This is a genomic window from Nocardioides daejeonensis, assembly GCF_003194585.1.
Lineage (GTDB): Bacteria > Actinomycetota > Actinomycetes > Propionibacteriales > Nocardioidaceae > Nocardioides > Nocardioides daejeonensis.
The window spans coordinates 22261-35316 of record NZ_QHKZ01000001.1 but is presented as its reverse complement, the minus strand read 5'-3'; the positions used below and the strand labels follow the sequence as shown (position 1 = coordinate 35316).

The window sequence follows — 13056 nt, the reverse complement described above, 5'->3', positions numbered from 1 at the left end:
GACGCAGCCCGACCGCGATCACCCCTGGCGCTCTTCCTCCTTGACCCCGGACCACAACGAGATGACCGCCAGTGCGACGCTCACGACAAAGAACACGAGCTGCGCCTTGGTGGGCTCCGGCGTCAGCGTCACACCGCCGTCCGGGTCCGGCAGCAGGCACCCGGCAATCGCTACCAACAACGACAGCAGCGCGAGCCGGCCGCCAAGCGACCGCTTGTACCCATCCACGCGCCGCCAGAGTAGGGCGCACATGACGCCGCTCGCCCCAAGGAGCACTCCGGCGATGACCGCGAAGGTCCCATCGCCGATCGACAGAGCTGCGAAGAGGGCGACAAGCACCAGCGCCGTCACGAAGATCCCGAAGACGACAGCGGCCAGGTCTGCCCGTTGATGACGGTCCGCGTTTCTCACGGCCGAATCGTCGCACGGGTACTCCAGCGTGGTGCTGGAACGTGGTTTCGCGATGGGAGTGCGCGGCGTGCGACGACTCATCCATCGAGCGCGAGACGCCCAGAAACGCGCTGAGGCGGACCTTCGTGGCCCACCTCAGGATAGTCCGTTAGCCGAACCTCTAGTGGAACTGAGGGGACTCGAACCCCTGACCCTCTGTACCGGTCGGCCAGGTTTTCCTGACACGAGTTGATGCGAGGGATCTCCACCCTTTGCATGCTGACCTGCAGCGATGAAGCGAGCAACGGATTGCCTAACCACCATACGTTGTTGATCGAGGTAGTTCGAAGCGTTGCGATGCGGTCAACTGGACCGTTTCTGGGCACCTCGGCAGGTGTGTCGTTCAGGGGCCGGGCGCCCCTTGCCGAGACGGCCACTGCTCTCACCGCCGCGCGGATCCGCGCGCCATCGCGACGCGACCGCGGCAGGACACCATCCCGGACCGACGAAAACCTCGGCGCACACCTCAGCATGGAAGGGGACGTCGGGGTGGTCACTTCACCCAGATAGACGTGATGTTGACGCGCCCACCAAATCACGCGGTGCACCGCCGTGGTCGATCGGAGTGACAGAATCCTTCCTCGGGCCGCGGCTGACGTCAACCATTCTGGCTGTCGGTGGTCGGTCGTATGGTGCGGTTCATGGATGTCGCGTACTCACTTGGTGGTGTGCCATACAAGATCGACGGCGGGCACATCTGGAATCGGCAGGGGCTCTACCTTGGGCACATCACCGACGAAGGTCTCATCTTCAGCCCTGACGGCAACTACTTGGGCGAGTTTCGCAATGAAGACCGCATCGGCTTCAGGCACAGCCATTCAAGCAAGCGAAAGGGCGCCCGCTCGTCTCGCTCAAACCGTTCTGGCACGTCGCGGGGCAATCGGTCGGCCCGAACAATCCCCAGCGGGTGGGCTGACTTCAACCCTCCGGGCTGACTGGCGGGGTCTGCGCGCCATCGCCAATCGCCCCGGCTAGGCGGCCGCTGGCGAGCAGAAATTCAGGATGCGAGCAAGGTGCTCTCCGGGCTCGCCTTGGCACTCCCGCGCAGCCAACGCGTAGGTGGCTGCGTTCTTACCCTCGACTCCACGGCCCTGCTCGATCACTTCTTTCCGCGTGAGATCCCACCCTGGCAACTCACTCGCTAGAAGCGTTTCAAGGGTGTCCGGCACGAACACCAGGTTGGCGCCGACCGACCCTGTCGGGTAGTCCTCCTCATTGGCACCGACAAACCGGCATAGCTTCCGGTTGCTCGCCTTGTTGGCCTCCACCGCTTCCGCGACCTTGTCCTCCGGCCTGCCGATCTTCCTCATGCGTTCAGCACAACCGGAGTCGTTGTCAACCACCATCAACGTCGGAACGCCGAGGAGTTTCAAGATTGCGAACGGGATGTACATGTTCGACTTCCCGCTGACCGGCGCGACGCAATAGCCGCTGACGGCGAGGTCGTTGACGCGACCGCCTACCCCCTCAAGTATGGCGGCGTCCTCGTCGCCTTCGACGAGGATCACCCCCTCAGCAAAGAGAGCCTCGGGAAGATACTTGAGACAGACTTGATCCCATCGTCTGGCCAGTGTTTTCGCCGCGAGAAAGCCTGCCAGGGCCTGCTCGGCACCGTCGACGGTAGCTTGAGTGACTCGCGCATACGTGTAGTCCGAGCCGGTCGCCCTGACCGTTGAGATGCGGCGCACCTCATCGAAGTAGGCAGGGTGCACGAAGTGCGGGCTATGCGTGGCGTAGGCGACCTGCGTCTTCTGCTCACGATCGGTCGCGATGCTGCGCAAGACCGAGGCGAATGCGCGAGCTTGCGTGGGGTGCTGAAACAGTTCTGGCTCTTCGATCGCAAGAAACATCTGACCGGCGCCTTGCGCCGCGCGCTTGCGCCGGGACAGGACAGTAAGCGCCGCCAGCAGCAGCGTCCGCTGGAAGCCATGTCCCTGGAGATTGACGGGTGTCTCGGTCGATAGCTCGGCAACCTGAACCATGACGGCAGCGGGTGTCGGCTTCATCTGCGCTTGGCCTTGGCGGAGATGTATCGAGCGTCCGAGGCTGTAGTTGCTGATCTCGGTGGAGAGCTCCGCGGCAAGGTCGCCGAGTTGCTCGCTGAGATGCTCGTCTGCGAGTTCGTCGTACTTTCTGGCGAACTCAGCGGCGAGAGCGGCGGTTGCGGTGTCGAAGCTGTCCCTCATCACCGCGCGCTGCAAGATCCTGCTGATTAGCGAGTCGCGCGCAGACGACGTCTCTTCCGTCGCGCGTAGGTCCGCTGACACGAAGACGAAATCGAACAGCTCACCGAGCTTTCCCTGTCCGCCGATGCCGAAGAAGTGCGTATCGGACACCTCGGCCTCGGCCAGCAAGTCCGGATGGTCGCGCTCCCACGCGTTCATCGCGTCTTCTACCGCAGCAGCCGAACTGCATGACGGGAGTCCCAGCGTCGGATCTCCTGCTCGAACCTCGTTGTATGCGGCGCGCTTGTCGCCGGCTGAAGTACAGGCCCGTACCGCTTCGAATGCGGGATACGCGAATGCCTTCGCCGTGATCTTATCTCCCCCGTTCTGCCAACTGCGCCATGCAGTGAACGTGGTAGTTCCCGCATCCGGACAGTAGCGGGGCCCAAGCGCCTCGCGGTCTTCGTCGGTGAGGTCCTCGAAGTCAACCCTGACTCGAATCCGTGGCCCAGTCTCGTGGTCGTCGACAGCTCCGCGGTGCACATCGTCGGCCGAGAGAGAGTCCTTGATCCCATTGAAGAACCAGTCCAAGGCACGCAAGATGTTCGACTTGCCTGCGCCGTTCGGTCCGATCAGCGAGGTAACCGCTCCGAAGTCGCAAACCAAGTGCTTTGCGGAGCGGAAGTTCTCAATCTCGACTGCCTTGATCCTCAAGTTGACTCCAGACGGGAGGGGTGGTGACGTCATCCTGCCCGGAACATCCGACACTTGGGGGAGACCAGACCGAAACGACCCGGCCAGTGGAGATATGACGGCTACCTGAAAGCCACCTTGCCGTGGCCCGTGCGGCTTGGAGAGTGCGTCGATCCGCCGCGTGCGGGACGCGCGGATCTGAGGAAACGCTGACACTTCGTACGGCACCATGAGCACATGTCCCTTGATCCGCCGACCTACATCCCGAACGACCTCCTGGGGAGGCTCGTAGGGGCGCGATTGTTCTCGGTGCAGTTTGTTCACGACTACGTCCAACTGCGGTTCGATGGCCTCGGAGAAGACATGCCCATCCTGAACTGCGACGCGATGCCAACAGTAGAAACGGCAGGCGGGCAAGTGTTCTCGGATGGCGACCTGGGCTACGCGGACGCACTCCGTGCCCTGATCCCTGACCTGGTGCAACGCACGTGTGAGGCGACAGGGACAGGACTGCGCCTCGAGTTCCCGACCGGGGCGATCGCGTTGCATCCCGACAGGGAAGCACTGACTGGTCCGGAGATCGCCCTCCTGACCGGTTTCGAGGACCAAGCCTGGATGTGCTGGAGGCCCGGGGAAGAGTCGTTTGAGGACCTGGCCTGACGCACCAACTAGTCGCTGCCTGGGCGGTCCGGAAGCTGCGTCCTACCACCGCGAATGAGCGGGGTGATCCATCGAGCGACGTCAACGGCGTTGTCCCGCTGCTGTGTCGCTGGGCTCGGCTGGGCGTGGTGGGAGTGCTCAGTCGCGTACTACGAGGGTCTCGTCGCCGAAGTCGGCGACGATCTTCAGGTGGCCTCCGAGTGCCTCGACGTAGGCCTGCAGGGTTCCCAGTTCTGTGCGACTGAGTTCGCCGCGTTCGATGGTTGATACACGAGCTTGGGAGACACGCATGCCGGCGGCGAGCGCCTTCTGCGAGACGTGCTGGCCCTTACGGATCTCGGCCAGGCGGAACGCGCGCACCTCGCCAGCCATCTCCCTGCGGGCGTTCTCAACGCGCTGCTCATCGATGAGACCAGCCTCAGCGGCGTCGCGACGAACCTCAGTCCAGTTTCGAGCCATGTCAGTCGACCTCCTCGTCGTAGTCACCGGCCAGCCACGCGTTGAACCGCTTCTCGGCTACCGGGATGTTGTCGTCGTACCAGCCCTTCCAATCGCCAGCCTTGTCGCCGGCAACCAGCAGAACCGCGCTTCGTGCCGGGTCGAAGATGAACAGGATTCGGATACTCGTCGCCGACGGTCGCAGTTCCTTCATGTTGTGCCGCCTCGACCCCTTGACGCGATCAACTATCGGTCGCCCCAACGTTGGTCCGTTTACGGCAAGCATGTCGATTGCGGCTGTCACTGCGTCGACTTGGCCGGCCTCCCGTTCAGCGAGGCGGAGGAACCACTCCTCCACTTCATCGAGCAGGATCACTTCCCAAGACACACGACGATCATAACTCCAACGTTATACAACGTCAACGTTGTATTCGGCTGTTGTGGTGTGACCATCGCCGAGATCTGGTCGGCACCTTGCCGCGTGAGTCTTTTCTCGCGAGGCGGCGCACGTGGTGTGTGTTGTCTGGTCGCGCTGTTAGCCGGGCGGACGCGAAACGGGTGCCCCGTGCCGGCCGCTGTCCCGTCGGGCCTCAGAGGCCGAGGTCGCCGCTGGTGGTGTGCTGCAGCGCGTCGATGGGGCGGATGTAGCGTTCCAGGAGCGTGGACAGGTGTCGGTGGCGGGTTTGGGCGGCGATCTTCTCGATGCTGACGCCGGCCAGGGCGGCGGTGGTGGCGTGTCCGGAGCGCAGGGAGTGGCCGGTGATCCGCTCAGCGCTGAGGCCGGCGGCGGTGGCGCGGCGTTTGAGCATCCGGGCGATGCCGTCCCCGTGGATCGGGTCGTGGGTGAGGTGGCCGGTGCGGAGGTTGACGAACAGTGGTCCGGGGGTGTGGCCGCGGCGGTTGAGCGAGTGGTGGAGGGCGGCGATCGGGTCGGTGGCGGCGTGCTGGCCGTGGACGACGCCGACGACGTGGCCGCGTCCTTCTTGGTCGGTCTTGGATCGGCGGGCGGTCAGCAGCAGTCCGTGGGGGCGGATGTCGAGGTCGGCCAGCGTGAGGGCGGCGAGTTCGGAGCGTCGTAGCGCGGAGGCGAAGTCGATCAAGATGATGTCGGCGTCGCGGGCGCCGGTGAGGCTGGTGCGGTCAATGGCGGCCAGGATCCGGCGCAGGTCGGCGACGTCGAGGGCGTGCTGGGCGGCGGGGTGCGGTGCCCAGGGTGCGGCGGATGCCGGCGCGGACCTGGCGGACGGCCGCGTGGGTGATCGGGTCGGTGTAGCCGGCTTGGCGGTGGTGGAAGGAGAGCGAGGAGCAGGTGAGGTCGATGCTAGCGGTGGACAGGCCCTGCTCGACTCGCTGGGTGAGGTAGGCGCACACCGCCGCGGGTGTGGCGGGTAGCGGGTTGTGGCCGTGTTCGGTGCACCACCGGTTCCAGCGGCGCCATGCGGAGAGGTAGACCGCCCGGGTAGAGGGGGCGATGGCGGCGTCCAGGGCGGCGGTGATCCTGGTGATGTCGGCGTCGGTGAGGCCGTCCCCGGCCGTGGTCGGGTCGAGCGGGTGGGAGGGGGTCATCGCGTGGTTGTAGCAGTCGGGACCACCGGCTGCTCGGTCGGCAGGTGGTGTCCGCGACGTCGGCGCCGCTGTCGCGGCCGGGGCGGGATCCGGTCCGGAGGGGTGCGGGCGCCGGCGGTGTGTCCCAGAAAGATGCAGTAAATGGACAACAGCCATGAGCTGGCCCTCTCAGTTGGGCTCACTCACGGCTGTTTGACCTGCACGTTGGGTGGAGCTGAGGGGACTCGAACCCCTGACCCTCTGCATGCCATGCAGATGCGCTACCAGCTGCGCCACAGCCCCATCGTCTTCGACCCCGTCTCCGGCGTCGGCAACGTCGAGAATACTAACCATGTCGCCCGGCAGATGCGAAATCGGGGGCGGGGCGAGCGACCTCAGACAGGCGCTTGCAGGCCGTAGCCTGCGAGGTGCCAGCCGGCCGGCGCCGCCTCCGACTCCTCCAGTACGGCGGCACCGCAGTTGGGCAGGCCGGCGAGCGTCTTGAGCTCGACCGGCAGGCCCAGCATGGCGAGCACCGCGGCCTTGATGGCGGAGCCGTGCGAGACCACCAGCGCGGCGTCTCCCTCCCCCAAGGCTTCACCCGCATCCCCCAGCACATCGCACATCCGCTTGGCGACGTCGGGGACCTGCTCGGCTCCGGGGACGTCCCGGAAGTCGCCACGGGCGAACCGCGCGTACTCCTCGGGATGCTGGGCCTGGTAGTCGGGCAGCGCCAGCCCGGCTCTCTCGCCCAGGTTGAACTCACGCAGCCGCGCGTCGACGCGCACGGCCAGCCCGAGCTCCGCCGCGGCGTACTCGGCGGTCACCCGGGCGCGGGAGAGGTCGGAGGACCAGACGGCCACCGGGTCGAACCCAGCCGCCCAGGGGGCCGCGGCCCGCGCCTGCGCGATGCCCACCTCGTCGAGCGGGATGTCGACGTGCCCCTGCCCGCGACGCTGCAGGTTCCACGACGTCTGGCCGTGGCGCAGCAGGACCAGGCGCCGCCTCACCGCTCGCCGCGCGCCTCGGCGGGCAGCTCGATCGCCGGGCAGTCGCTCCACAGCCGCTCCAGCGCGTAGAAGGCGCGCTCCTCCTCGTGCTGCACGTGCACCACGACGTCGCCGTAGTCGAGCAGCACCCAGCGTCCGTCCTTGTGGCCCTCGCGCCGGATCGGCTTGGCGTCGACCTCGCGGAGCTTGTCCTCGATCTCGTCGACGATCGCGCGTACCTGCCGGTCGTTGCCCGCGGAGGCGAGCAGGAAGGCATCGGTGATCGCCAGTTGCTCGGAGACGTCGAAGGCGACGATCTGCTGCGCGAGCTTGTCGGCGGCCGCCAGCGCGGCGACGCGAATACGGGAAAGTGCTTGCTCGGTGGCGGTCATGCGGTCTCCGCTGGATAGATGTCGTGCTTGGCGATGTACTGGACCACCCCGTCCGGCACCAGGTACCAGACCGGCTCGCCACGTTGCTTGCGCTTGCGGCATTCGGTGGAGGAGATGGCCAGGGCCGGAATCTCGACGAGGGTGACCCGGGCCGAGGGGATGTCGACGAGCATCGACGGGTCCATCTCGTAGCCGGGCCGGGTGCAGCCCACGAAGTGGGCCAGCTCGAAGAGCTCCGGCGCGTCTCGCCACGTGAAGATGTTGGCGAGTGCGTCTGCCCCGGTGATGAAGTAGAGCTCGGCGTCGGGATCCTGCGCCTGCAGGTCCCGCAACGTGTCGATCGTGTACGTCGGCCCCGCCCGATCGATGTCGACCCGCGACACGCTGAAGCGAGGGTTCGCCGCAGTCGCGATCACCGTCATCAGGTAGCGATGCTCGGCCGGCGAGACCTCACGGTCTGCCTTCTGCCACGGCGCGCCGGTCGGCACGAAGATGACCTCGTCGAGGTCGAACCAGGCCTGCACCTCGCTCGCCGCGACCAGGTGGCCGTGGTGGATCGGGTCGAAGGTGCCCCCCATCACGCCGACCCGTCGACGTCCGGGCCTCCGGTCACTCACCGGAGCACCACGCGCCGTCCGTCAGCTGTGCTCACGCCCAGCGCCGAACATCATCAGCGCGACCAGCGCGAACAGCAGGAGGCCGAGGGCGATGCCACCGATGACGAAGGGGTTCACCGCCGCCTCGCCGTTGGCCTCGGACGCGGTGATAACGAGAGAGGTGAGCGACATGTTCCAGATCCTAGTTGATGGTGAGGGTGACGGTGGCCAGCGGGCTGTCAGCGGATGTGACCGTCACCGGTCACGACGTACTTGGTGCTGGTCATCTCCTGCAGCCCCATCGGCCCCCGGGCATGGAGCTTCTGGGTGCTGATCCCGATCTCGGCACCGAAGCCGAACTCGCCGCCGTCGGTGAAGCGCGTCGAGGCGTTGACCAGCACCGCGGCCGAGTCGACCTCGGCGACGAAGCGGCGTGCCGCCGACTGGTCCTCGGTGACGATGGCGTCGGTGTGCTGGGTGCTGAACTCGCGGATGTGCGCGATCGCCTCGTCGATGTCAGCCACCACCTTCGCCGAGATCTCCATGCTCAGGAACTCCGCCGCGTAGGCGTCGTCGTCGACCGGCGTGATGCCGTCGTACTCACCGAACCGCTCGTCGCCGTGGATCTCGACACCGGCCTCCTGCAGCGCCTCGATGACGGTCGGCAGGAACTCGTCGGCGATCGCGGAGTGCACGAGCAGCGACTCCGCGGAGTTGCAGACGCTGGTGCGGTGCGTCTTGGAGTTCATCACGATCGCCAGCGCCTTCTCGAAGTCCGCCCCGGCGTCGACGTAGACATGACAGTTGCCGGTGCCGGTCTCGATCACCGGCACCGTGGACTCCTCCACGACGCTGCGGATCAGCCCGGCACCGCCGCGCGGAATGAGCACGTCGACCAGGCCCCGAGCGCGCATCAGGTGCTTCACGGAGTCGTGGCTGTCGCCCGGCACCAGCTGGACGCCGTCGGCAGGCAGACCGGCCGAGCTCACGGCTGCGCGCAGCACCTCGACGATGGCGGTGTTGCTCGACTTCGCACTCGAGCTGCCGCGCAGCAGCACCGCGTTGCCCGACTTGAGGCAGATGCCGGCTGCGTCGGCGGTCACGTTGGGCCGCGCCTCGTAGATCATGCCGATCACGCCGAACGGCACGCGTACCTGACGCATCTCCAGGCCGTTGGCAAGCGTGCTGCCTCGCACCACGTCACCCACGGGGTCCGGCAGGCCGGCGACATCGCGGAGCCCTTGGGCCATCCCCTCGATGCGGGCCTCGTCGAGGCGCAGCCGGTCGATCATGTGGGCGCCGGTGCCCGCCTCCTCGGCCCGCCGTACATCGTCGGCGTTGGCCGCCAGCACCTGCGGTGCGGCCTCGACCAGAGCATCGGCCATCGCACGCAGTGCGGCATCCTTCGTGGCCCGCGTCGCCAGGGCGAGGGCGTGGCTGGCGGTGCGCGCCCGCCGGGCTGCGTCGACGACGTCCTGTTCGGTACTCATGCGGCCCAGCGTAGTCACGCGGCTCCGGTGTGGGACCGGTGTCTCACCGGTGTGCGCGCCCCTCCGAAATCAGCTGGCCCAGCGAGGCAACCGGCTGCACCTCTCGCTCGTCTATCTAGAGGGGCTCCTTCGCCCCCACTCACATGAGGAGGAAGCGTGAAACGTCTCGGACTCACCACCGCCGCACTCGCCGGGCTCGGGCTCGTGCTCCCCGGTGCGGTCACGACCGCCAGCGCGCCGGTCGCCGCTGCTGCACCCGAGAGCTCGCCGCTGGTGCTCACCGGACCCAACAAGGTGGTGGCCTACACCTACGGCAAGGGCAAGCGGGCCTATGGCGACTTCGGCATCAACCTGGCCGCCCCCGACGCTCCCTTCGAGCTGCGTACCCACCGCCCTGACTGGGACAGCCCGATGACCACCGTCTGGCGGTCCCCCGACGGCGACGTCACCCTGCCGGCCGGACTGCAGGACCGCTGGGACCGCCTCGACAAGTTCGTCAAGATCACCGTGACCCGCAAGGACGGCACGCCGGTGCTCACCAAGCGGATGAGCATGTGCCTGAACTCGTGGAACACCCAGCGCACCACGCCCGACGCCCCGCTCCGGTCGCCGTACCCGGATTCCTGCCCGGTCAACCCGTTCACCATCGGCTCCGTGCAGGGCATCCAGCGCGGCTGGATGAGCAACTACTCCGAGAGCCTGGGCGCGCTCAAGGTCGGCAAGGGCAAGTACGACGTCACCGCCTCGATCGCTCCGAAGTGGGCCAGCGCGCTGCACATCGCCCCGACGGACGCGACCCACTCCTACCGACTGGTGGTGAAGCGTGAGAGCGACATGGAGTACCGACGTGCCCAGCGACGCAGCCAGGCCCGCCAGGGCACCGAGCCTGTGGCCCGTCCTGCTGCCGCCCGCCCGACCAAGGACGCCGAGGGGGCGCCCGCCGGCCCGCTGCCGGACCTCCGCTCGCTGCCGGCGTACGGGATGCAGCTCTCCCCCAACAACAAGTACCTGCGCTTCTCGGCGACCGTGTGGAACGCGGGCAACAGTCCGATGCTCGTCGACGGGTTCCGCCGCGGCTCGCAGGACATCATGGACGCCTACCAGTACTTCATCGACGGCGACGGCAACCAGACCGGCTACCAACGCGTCGGCACGATGATCTGGCACAAGGCGAAGAGCCACAACCACTGGCACTTCGAGGACTTCGCCCGCTACACGCTGTTGCGGGCGGACCAGACCGCGGCCGTGCGCTCACGCAAGGAGTCCTTCTGCCTCGCCAACACCGATGCGGTCGACTACACCGTCGACGGTGCCGACTGGAAGCCGGAGAACACCGACCTGCACACCTCGTGCGGTGACCGGTCGACCGTCTCTCTGCGCGAGGTCCTGGCGGCCGGCTCGGGCGACACCTACGCCCAGTTCCGCGCTGGACAGGCGTTCCGGATCGACAACCTTCCCAACGGGATCTACTACATCTCCGTGGAGGGCAACCCGGACCGCAACCTGGCGGAGTCGGACACCAGCAACAACGTCGCGCTCCGCAAGATCAAGCTCAGCGGCACGCCCACCAAGCGCAAGCTGAAGGTCTTCCAGGTCGGCGTCATCGATGACTCCGGCTACGGGTACGACGAGGAGCACTGAGCCCTGGCAGAAAGGCGAACGCCGCGATCCCCCTCGGGACCGCGGCGTTCGTCTTCAGTGCTGCAGGCGCGTCACTTGCGCTTGTTGATCTCCTCGGTCAACGCCGGGAGGACGGTGTGCAGGTCGCCCACCACGCCGAAGTCGACCAGCTCGAAGATTGGCGCCTCCTCGTCCTTGTTGACCGCGACGATGGTCTTGGAGGTCTGCATGCCGGCGCGGTGCTGGATCGCGCCGGAGATGCCGTTGGCGACGTAGAGCTGCGGAGACACCGTCTTGCCGGTCTGGCCGACCTGGAAGGTGTGGGGCTTCCAACCGGAGTCGACGGCGGCACGCGAGGCGCCGACGGCGGCACCGAGCGAGTCCGCGAGGGCCTCGACGGCGCTGAAGTCACCACCGGTGCCACGACCACCGGAGACCACGATGGCGGCCTCGGTCAGCTCCGGGCGACCGGTCGACTGCCGCGGCTGGGAGGCCACGATCTGCGCAGCCTTGGCAGCGTCGGAGATCGTCGGGGCGAACGCCTCGACGGCACCCGCGCCGGCCGCCTCCTCGGGAGCTGCCGAGTTGGGCTTGACCGTGATGATGGGCGTGCCCTTGGTAACCTTCGCCTGCACCGTGTAGGAGCCGGCGAAGACGCTTTGCGTCGTGACCGGACCGGCCTGTACGTCGACCGCGTCGGTGATCAGACCGGAGTCGATCTTGATCGCCAGGCGAGCCGCGATCTCCTTGCCCTCCGCGGAGGACGGGATGAGCACCGCGCCGGCAGAGGTCTTCTCGACCAACTGCTGCAGCACCTCGGCCTTGGGCGCGACCAGGTAGCCCTTGATCTGCGCGTCGTCGACCGCGTAGACCTTCTCGGCACCGAACTTGGCCAACGCCTCGGCCGGGGCGTCGCCCGAGCCGATGAAGACCGCGGACGGCTCGCCGAGGCGGCGGGCGATGGTGAGGAGCTCGAGGGTCGGCTTCTTGACCGCGCCGTCGACGTGGTCAACCAGAACCAGAATTTCAGCCATGTTCAGACTCCTCAGATGAACTTCTTGGACGCGAGGAAGCCGGCGAGCGCCTGGGCGCCCGAGCCGTCCTCGTCCTTGACGATCTCGCCGGCGGTACGCGGCGGGCGGGCGGTGGTCTCCTCGACCTCGCTCCACGCGACGCTCAAGCCGACCTGGCCGGCGTCGACGCCCAGGTCGCCCAGCGCCCAGGTGTCGAGCGGCTTCTTCTTCGCGGCCATGATGCCCTTGAAGGACGGGTAACGGGCCTCGCCGGTCTGGTCGGTGACCGACAGGACCACCGGCAGGGTCGCGCCGATGACCTCGGTCGCGGCGTCGCCGTCACGCTTGACGCGGATCTGGTCGCCCTGGGTCTCGATGACCGAGGCGAAGGTGACCTGGGGCAGGCCGAGGCGCTCGGCCAGCATCGCCGGGACGACGCTCATGCCGGCGTCGGTGGAGGCCATGCCGCACACCACGAGGTCAGGCGTGCCGATCTTCTTGATCGCCTCGGCGAGCACCAGCGAGGTGGCGGGGGCGTCGGATCCGGCAATCGCCTCGTCGGTGACGATGACGCCCTTGTCGGCGCCCATCTGCAGCGCCTTGCGCACGGCGTCGACCGCACCCTCGGGACCGATGCAGAGAGCGGTCACCTCGCTGTCGTCGCCCAGCTTCTCCTTGATCTGGAGAGCCTGCTCAACGGCGTATTCGTCGAGCTCCGAGAGGAGCCCGTCGACGCCGACCCGGTCAACGGTGTTGTCCGACTCGAACCGCCGGTCGGCGGTGGCGTCGGGCACGTGCTTCACGCAGACAACAATGTTCATGGTGGTTGTGGCCTGGACGGCCCCTCCTGTGTGCAGTCGGTTCCTGAGCCGCAGTGCGGCCAGCATCGTGAGGCTACCGGGAAGTTCACATCGCACGGAACAGAGACCACGGTGTGGTAGGTCACAAGAGTGACGACGACCCCGCCCGGTGGCACCGGACGGGGTCGTCGCTACGGCGATGCTG

The 13056-nt window shown here is 67.1% G+C and carries 15 protein-coding genes, 1 tRNA gene and 1 pseudogene; 2 read left to right on the top strand and 15 right to left on the bottom strand.

Annotation, left to right across the window (positions count from 1 at the left end; all coding sequences use genetic code 11):
- Positions 1–18: 18 nt before the first annotated feature.
- From DNK54_RS00190 to DNK54_RS00185, 3 genes are all read right to left on the bottom strand, one after another.
- Positions 19–492 carry a hypothetical protein gene (locus DNK54_RS00190; RefSeq protein ID WP_162602245.1) on the bottom strand — a complete coding sequence of 158 codons (474 nt, stop codon included), beginning with the start codon at positions 490–492 and terminating at the stop codon, positions 19–21.
- A gap of 614 nt (positions 493–1106) precedes the next feature.
- Positions 1107–1268: a hypothetical protein gene (locus DNK54_RS20975; RefSeq protein ID WP_162602244.1), complete on the bottom strand. Its 162-nt coding sequence runs from the start codon at positions 1266–1268 to the stop codon at positions 1107–1109.
- A gap of 153 nt (positions 1269–1421) precedes the next feature.
- The gene (locus DNK54_RS00185) at positions 1422–3329 is read right to left on the bottom strand and encodes an ATP-dependent nuclease (RefSeq protein WP_162602243.1); all 1908 of its coding nucleotides are present in this window, start codon (positions 3327–3329) and stop codon (positions 1422–1424) included.
- A 216-nt stretch (positions 3330–3545) separates the two neighbouring features.
- On the opposite strand from DNK54_RS00185, the gene DNK54_RS00180 reads away from it, so the two are divergent.
- Positions 3546–3968, top strand: coding sequence for a hypothetical protein (locus DNK54_RS00180; protein WP_110204959.1), 423 nt, complete (start codon positions 3546–3548; stop codon positions 3966–3968).
- 138 nt (positions 3969–4106) lie between these two features.
- Here the strand turns inward: DNK54_RS00180 and DNK54_RS00175 are convergent, their stop codons facing one another.
- The 10 genes and pseudogenes from DNK54_RS00175 to DNK54_RS00135 form a co-directional block, all read right to left on the bottom strand.
- Complete coding sequence (locus tag DNK54_RS00175; RefSeq protein ID WP_239459826.1) at positions 4107–4454, bottom strand: helix-turn-helix domain-containing protein; 348 nt, start codon at positions 4452–4454, stop codon at positions 4107–4109.
- The gene (locus tag DNK54_RS00170; protein WP_110204957.1) at positions 4429–4794 is read right to left on the bottom strand and encodes a type II toxin-antitoxin system RelE/ParE family toxin; all 366 of its coding nucleotides are present in this window, start codon (positions 4792–4794) and stop codon (positions 4429–4431) included. Before DNK54_RS00170 ends, DNK54_RS00175 begins: the two co-directional genes overlap by 26 nt.
- 202 nt (positions 4795–4996) lie before the next feature.
- Positions 4997–5551, bottom strand: coding sequence for a tyrosine-type recombinase/integrase (locus DNK54_RS00165; protein WP_239459907.1), 555 nt, complete (start codon positions 5549–5551; stop codon positions 4997–4999).
- Positions 5547–5972, bottom strand: coding sequence for a site-specific integrase (locus tag DNK54_RS00160; protein WP_162602242.1), 426 nt, complete (start codon positions 5970–5972; stop codon positions 5547–5549). The genes DNK54_RS00165 and DNK54_RS00160 overlap by 5 nt, the downstream gene beginning before the upstream one ends.
- A 209-nt stretch (positions 5973–6181) precedes the next feature.
- Positions 6182–6254: transfer RNA gene (locus DNK54_RS00155), tRNA-Ala, on the bottom strand.
- Positions 6255–6346: 92 nt separating this feature from the next.
- Positions 6347–6961: a histidine phosphatase family protein gene (locus DNK54_RS00150; RefSeq protein ID WP_162602241.1), complete on the bottom strand. Its 615-nt coding sequence runs from the start codon at positions 6959–6961 to the stop codon at positions 6347–6349.
- Positions 6958–7332, bottom strand: coding sequence for a ribosome silencing factor (gene rsfS, locus DNK54_RS00145; RefSeq protein WP_110204953.1), 375 nt, complete (start codon positions 7330–7332; stop codon positions 6958–6960). Before rsfS ends, DNK54_RS00150 begins: the two co-directional genes overlap by 4 nt.
- The gene (gene nadD / locus DNK54_RS00140) at positions 7329–7949 is read right to left on the bottom strand and encodes a nicotinate-nucleotide adenylyltransferase (protein WP_110204952.1); all 621 of its coding nucleotides are present in this window, start codon (positions 7947–7949) and stop codon (positions 7329–7331) included. Before nadD ends, rsfS begins: the two co-directional genes overlap by 4 nt.
- Before the next feature lie 21 nt (positions 7950–7970).
- Positions 7971–8120, bottom strand: coding sequence for a hypothetical protein (locus DNK54_RS21210; RefSeq protein ID WP_204164365.1), 150 nt, complete (start codon positions 8118–8120; stop codon positions 7971–7973).
- 47 nt (positions 8121–8167) lie between these two features.
- A pseudogene (locus tag DNK54_RS00135) lies at positions 8168–9454 on the bottom strand (glutamate-5-semialdehyde dehydrogenase); the annotation flags it as partial.
- Positions 9455–9574: 120 nt separating this feature from the next.
- On the opposite strand from DNK54_RS00135, the gene DNK54_RS00130 reads away from it, so the two are divergent.
- The gene (locus DNK54_RS00130) at positions 9575–11059 is read left to right on the top strand and encodes a lysyl oxidase family protein (RefSeq protein WP_110204950.1); all 1485 of its coding nucleotides are present in this window, start codon (positions 9575–9577) and stop codon (positions 11057–11059) included.
- 71 nt (positions 11060–11130) lie between these two features.
- Here the strand turns inward: DNK54_RS00130 and DNK54_RS00125 are convergent, their stop codons facing one another.
- On the bottom strand, positions 11131–12072 hold the full coding sequence (locus tag DNK54_RS00125; protein ID WP_110204949.1) for an electron transfer flavoprotein subunit alpha/FixB family protein: 942 nt from the start codon (positions 12070–12072) through the stop codon (positions 11131–11133).
- Between the two features lie 11 nt (positions 12073–12083).
- Positions 12084–12854, bottom strand: a complete 771-nt coding sequence (locus DNK54_RS00120) for an electron transfer flavoprotein subunit beta/FixA family protein (RefSeq protein ID WP_239459825.1) — start codon at positions 12852–12854, stop codon at positions 12084–12086.
- Between the last annotated feature and the right edge of the window lie 202 nt (positions 12855–13056).

Coding starts and splice junctions, on each gene's coding strand:
- rsfS (WP_110204953.1), bottom strand. CDS start 7,332: ATGACCGCCACCGAGCAAGCACTTTCCCGTATTCGCGTCGCCGCGCTG.
- DNK54_RS20975 (WP_162602244.1), bottom strand. CDS start 1,268: ATGGCTGTGCCTGAAGCCGATGCGGTCTTCATTGCGAAACTCGCCCAA.
- DNK54_RS00190 (WP_162602245.1), bottom strand. CDS start 492: ATGAGTCGTCGCACGCCGCGCACTCCCATCGCGAAACCACGTTCCAGC.
- DNK54_RS00160 (WP_162602242.1), bottom strand. CDS start 5,972: ATGACCCCCTCCCACCCGCTCGACCCGACCACGGCCGGGGACGGCCTC.
- DNK54_RS00180 (WP_110204959.1), top strand. CDS start 3,546: ATGTCCCTTGATCCGCCGACCTACATCCCGAACGACCTCCTGGGGAGG.
- DNK54_RS00125 (WP_110204949.1), bottom strand. CDS start 12,072: ATGGCTGAAATTCTGGTTCTGGTTGACCACGTCGACGGCGCGGTCAAG.
- DNK54_RS21210 (WP_204164365.1), bottom strand. CDS start 8,120: ATGTCGCTCACCTCTCTCGTTATCACCGCGTCCGAGGCCAACGGCGAG.